The organism is Sphingopyxis sp. (assembly GCF_036402335.1).
GTDB lineage: Bacteria > Pseudomonadota > Alphaproteobacteria > Sphingomonadales > Sphingomonadaceae > Sphingopyxis.
This window is the reverse complement of sequence record NZ_DASWTD010000238.1, coordinates 1-4,377: the sequence shown is the minus strand read 5'-3', so window position 1 is coordinate 4,377 and position 4,377 is coordinate 1. Positions and strand designations below refer to the sequence as shown.

General features: G+C 64.7%; 4 protein-coding genes and 1 pseudogene. 2 read left to right on the top strand and 3 right to left on the bottom strand.

Annotation, left to right across the window (positions count from 1 at the left end; genetic code table 11):
* Positions 1 to 228: pseudogene (locus VGD20_RS07495) on the top strand (hypothetical protein); the annotation flags it as partial.
* On the opposite strand, the gene VGD20_RS07490 reads toward VGD20_RS07495, so the two are convergent.
* From VGD20_RS07490 to VGD20_RS07480, 3 genes are all read right to left on the bottom strand, one after another.
* Complete coding sequence (locus VGD20_RS07490; protein WP_331133846.1) at positions 225 to 2,180, bottom strand: ATP-binding protein; 1,956 nt, start codon at positions 2,178 to 2,180, stop codon at positions 225 to 227. The pseudogene VGD20_RS07495 and the gene VGD20_RS07490 sit on opposite strands and share 4 nt — an antisense overlap.
* Before the next feature lie 113 nt (positions 2,181 to 2,293).
* Positions 2,294 to 3,496: a serine palmitoyltransferase gene (gene spt, locus VGD20_RS07485; protein ID WP_331133845.1), complete on the bottom strand. Its 1,203-nt coding sequence runs from the start codon at positions 3,494 to 3,496 to the stop codon at positions 2,294 to 2,296.
* A gap of 94 nt (positions 3,497 to 3,590) precedes the next feature.
* The gene (locus tag VGD20_RS07480; protein WP_088472186.1) at positions 3,591 to 3,827 is read right to left on the bottom strand and encodes an acyl carrier protein; all 237 of its coding nucleotides are present in this window, start codon (positions 3,825 to 3,827) and stop codon (positions 3,591 to 3,593) included.
* Positions 3,828 to 3,894: 67 nt separating this feature from the next.
* On the opposite strand from VGD20_RS07480, the gene VGD20_RS07475 reads away from it, so the two are divergent.
* Positions 3,895 to 4,377 (top strand): Pycsar system effector family protein (locus VGD20_RS07475; RefSeq protein WP_331133844.1); only part of this gene is annotated, 483 nt, incomplete at its 3' end.

Here is a 4,377-nt window from a genome sequence, read left to right as displayed (position 1 = left end):
GTGCGTAGCGGCGGCTGGACGCGGCGGCGGCTGGAGGGCAAGCTTCTCAGCATCGCGCGGCTCGCGAAGGCCAGCCTCACCTATGCGGGGGGGATCGATTATCTGGCGTGGAAGATCAACCGCCACGCGGGCACGAAGATCGAGATCAAGCCCTGGCAACGCCGCTGGCCCCTCGTCGCCGCGCTGACGTTGGTCCCGCGGCTGATGAAGAGCGGCGCGATCCGCTAGCTGGCCAGCCGTTGCCCCTCGGGCCGGGGCTCGCCGCTGCGCCGGATCGCCTGATCGAGCGCCGTCAGCGTGAACGGCTTTCGCAGCACGTCATGGTCGCCGAAGGCAGCGTCCTCGCTTGCGTCACCGGCATAGCCCGTCACGAACAGCACCGACAGTTCGGGCCAGCGCTGCTTCAGTTTCGCGACCATTTCGGGCCCCGTGAGCTCGGGCATCAGGACGTCGGACAATATGAGGTCGAAGCCCCCATGGTCTTCCACCAGAGCCTCGGCCTCCAGCGGATTTCCGCACGCGACCGCGGTGTGGCCGAGTTCGCTGACTGCATCGACCGTTGCGGCAAGAACGCGCGCATCGTCTTCGACAACGAGAATACTGAGCGCGTCGGCGGGCGTGTCTGGACTGGCGGCTTCGTCAGCCAGCGTTTCGGTCACGGCATCCCCCTGCGGTTTGGCGACCGGAAGCAGCATCGCGACGCTCGTCCCTTCGCCTTCGGTCGAGGAAATCTGCACCTCGCCGCCCGATTGGCGACAGAAAGCGAAGACCTGGCTCATCCCGAGCCCGGTTCCCTGACCGGCGGGTTTGGTGGTGTAGAAGGGGTCGAAGACGCGCTCGAGCACCTCGGGCGACATGCCGCAGCCGGTGTCGATCACCTGCACCGCGAGTGCCCGGTCCTCGCCATCGCCGACCGTGCGGATGGTCAGTGATCCGTGGCCGTTCATCGCGTCGCGCGCGTTGACCGCGAGGTTGAGCAGCGCATTTTCGAACTGTTGCCGGTCGACCCAGCACGCGAGGTGGTCGGCCTGGAGTTCGAGTGTCAACGCAATCCGGTCGCCGATCGTCCGCTCGATCAGTTCGGCAAAGCTGGCGATGCATTCGTCGACGACGGTCATTTCGGGGCGGGCGGGTTCCGACCGGGCAAAGGTGAGGAGCCGCCGTGTCAGGTCGGCCGCGCGATTGGCACCGTCGAGCGCGTTGACGAGGTGCCGCTGCGCTTTTTCGGGTTTGCCGGGTAGCCAGCGCTGCGCGAGTTCGAGCCCACCGACGACGACCGCGAGCATATTGTTGAAATCATGTGCGATGCCGCCGGTCAATTGACCGACCGCTTCCATCTTCTGGGCCTGGCGCAACTGCGCCTCGGCCGCCTCGCGATCGGTCATCTCGTTGCGCAGTGCATCGTTCGCGTGCGCAAGCTCGGCGGTGCGTTCCTCGACCGCGGCTTCGAGCTGCATCGCGCGGTCGCTTTCGGCGAACTGCTCACGCCGTGCGAGGCGCCGTTCGCCCTCGGCGCGGATCAGCGAGAAGGTCGCGCCGATTGCGATGACCGCGGCGGCGGCGCCGAGCAGCGAGAAGAGCAGGATCGCCTGGTTGAGGCTGGCGCGATCGGCGGCGGCAAGGCGGTTGCGCTCGCGGAGCAGCGCTCGCTCGTTGGCGATGATCTCGCTCAGCACCTTGTCGATCCGGCCGAGCCCCTGGCCCTTGCCGGCCGCGTAGAATTTGGAAATGGCGGCGACGGTCTGGTTGTAATTCGCGCTGAGCGCCGCATCGCCGAGCTGGGCGCCGCGACTGTCCATTTCGCGCGTCAGCTGTTCGACGAGCGCCATCTGTTTCGGATTGTCGCGCACATTTCTTCGCAATTGCGTGAGGAACTGCCGCGCGCGACCCCATTGGTACTCGTAAATGCGGCCGTCCTCTTTCTGCAGCCCGACCGCGAAGCGGCCGAGCGCCGCTTCGGCGCGCGCGATCGCCGCGTCGACCGAGCGGGTCTGCGAGATCACCTCCATGCTCTGCGTCTGCCAGCCGAGCGAGCGGTCGTAATTATCGTTGGCCTGCGCAAGCAGCAGCACGAGCGCTCCGACGATTCCGGTCAGGACCGCGCCAAGAACGATCGTCAGCCAGAAGCGAATACGCTCCCGCCGGCCGTCGTTTTCATTATCGATATCCCGCTCGAACACGCGCACGTCTTACCGGACAAGCACGGCGCCGCAAAGCGCCGAAGCCCTTGCCGATCCGGCGCCGCTTCAACTCGCCCCGAAAAGGAATCCGCTGGTCGGCAGCCGGGCTCGATTCAGCCGATAATACCCACGCGTGCGCCTGCGCGTTCGAACCGGCCAAGGATTTCCCTGACCTGCTCGATGCTATGTTCGGCGCAGAGCGAGCAGCGCAGCAGCGTCATGCCCGCGGGCGTCGCCGGCGGGCGCGCGAGGTTGACGTAAAGCCCTTCTTCGAGCAGCGCTTCCCACATCATCGCGCCGCGTTCGAGGTCGGGCATGATCACCGCGATGATCGCCGACTGCGGCTCTTCGGTGCCGAGCGTGAAGCCGAGGTCGCGAAGGCCCTGGTGCAGCACCTTCGAATTTTCCCAGAGGTGCGCGCGCTTGTTCGACCCGTGCATCAGTTTGCGGATGCTCGTCGCGGCGGTCGCGACGACGCTCGGCGGCAGCGAGGCGGTAAAAACATAGGGGCGGCAGACGAGCCGCATGATCTCGAACTTCGGATGGTTCGACACGCAGAAGCCGCCGACGGTGCCGACGCTCTTGCTGAACGTACCGATGATGAAGTCGACATCGTCGATCACGCCCTGCGCCTCGGCGACGCCGCGGCCGTGCTCGCCGATGAAGCCCATAGAATGGGCTTCGTCGACCAGCACCATCGCGCCGGCTTCCTTCGAGACGCGGATCATTTCCTTCAGCGGTGCGATGTCGCCGAGCATCGAATAGACGCCCTCGAGCACGACGAGCTTGCCCGCGTCGGGGGGCAAGCGCTTCAGGCGCTTTTCGAGCGCTTCGACGTCATTGTGGCGGAAAGCGACGATTTCGGCGTCGCCCATCTTGCACCCGTCATAGATCGACGCGTGGCTGTCGATGTCGAGGATGACATAGTCGCCCTTGCCCGCGATCGTCGAAATGATGCCGAGGTTCGCCTGGTATCCGGTCGAGAACACCATGGCATGATCCATGGCGTAGAATTCCTTGAGCGCGTCTTCGCACTCCTTGTGGCCCTGATAGGTGCCGTTGAGGACGCGGCTGCCGGTCGTGCCGCTGCCGAATTTGTCGAGCGCGTCCTTGCCCGCGGCGATGACATCCTCGTCGAAGGTCATGCCCATATAGTTGTAGGTGCCGAGCAGGATCGTCTCGCGCCCGTTGCAGATCGCGACGGTCGGCGAAATCACCTTTTCCATCACCAGGCTGAACGGATCGGTGACGCCGGTCGCGAGCAGATCCTCGCGCTGCTGGATCAGCGGGTCGAATTTCGAAAAGAGGTCGGTCATTTGGTTCTTCCGTGTGCCCCGGCGAAAGCCGGGGTCCAGATAGGTTGTGCGACGTTGCGATGGGCCCCGGCTTTCGCCGGGGTGCACCAAGGCGTCAGCCCTGCAATTTCTCGACCGCGGCGACCAGCTGGCCGACGGTTTCGATTTCGGCCTGCATGTTCATGCTGATGATGATGTCGAACGTGTCTTCGACCTCGGCGACGAAATCCATCACCGTCAGGCTGTCCCATTCGAGGTCGCCTGCAAAGGTCGTCGCGTCGGTCAGTTCGACGCCCTTCTTGTTGAACGGGCCGATCAGGCCGAAAATCTGGTCGCGCAGGGCGGTGCTCATTTTATGCGTCCTATATAGGATAAGAATGCGCGCGGGCATGCCGCGAGGGTTTCCGATTGGCAAGCGAATGCGGCGGGAACAGGGCAGCATCTTGCCGCTCGCGGGACTTCATGTCATCCCTGCGACGGGTCGCCAGCAGGGGCAGCTTGGCATGGACAGCGCAGAATCAAGGACATCGCCCGAACGGCCGGCGATTTCCTTCCCGCCGAACGCGGTGCATCTGGTTCGCACGAGCCAGCAGATCACGATGCAATTGTCGCAAATGGCCGACCAGAAGGCGTCGATCCTGATGGGCGCGACCTTTGTCGTCTTCACGCTCGCGATCGGCCAGGCGCGTTCGGGGAGCGGGGCACTCGCGATGCCGCTCACTATCCTCGCGACCTTTTCCTTCCTGTCGGCGCTGCTCGCGGTGTCGGCTGTGCTCCCCCGTGTCGGCAAGGCGCCGCCGGTCGTCTACAAGGACGGCAAGGATCACAGCAATATCCTGTTCTTCGGCCGCTTCGAGCAGATGGACGAGGATGAGTTCATCGCCGCGGTGAAGACGCGCCTG

Coding starts and splice junctions, on each gene's coding strand:
- spt (WP_331133845.1), bottom strand. CDS start 3,496: ATGACCGACCTCTTTTCGAAATTCGACCCGCTGATCCAGCAGCGCGAG.
- VGD20_RS07480 (WP_088472186.1), bottom strand. CDS start 3,827: ATGAGCACCGCCCTGCGCGACCAGATTTTCGGCCTGATCGGCCCGTTC.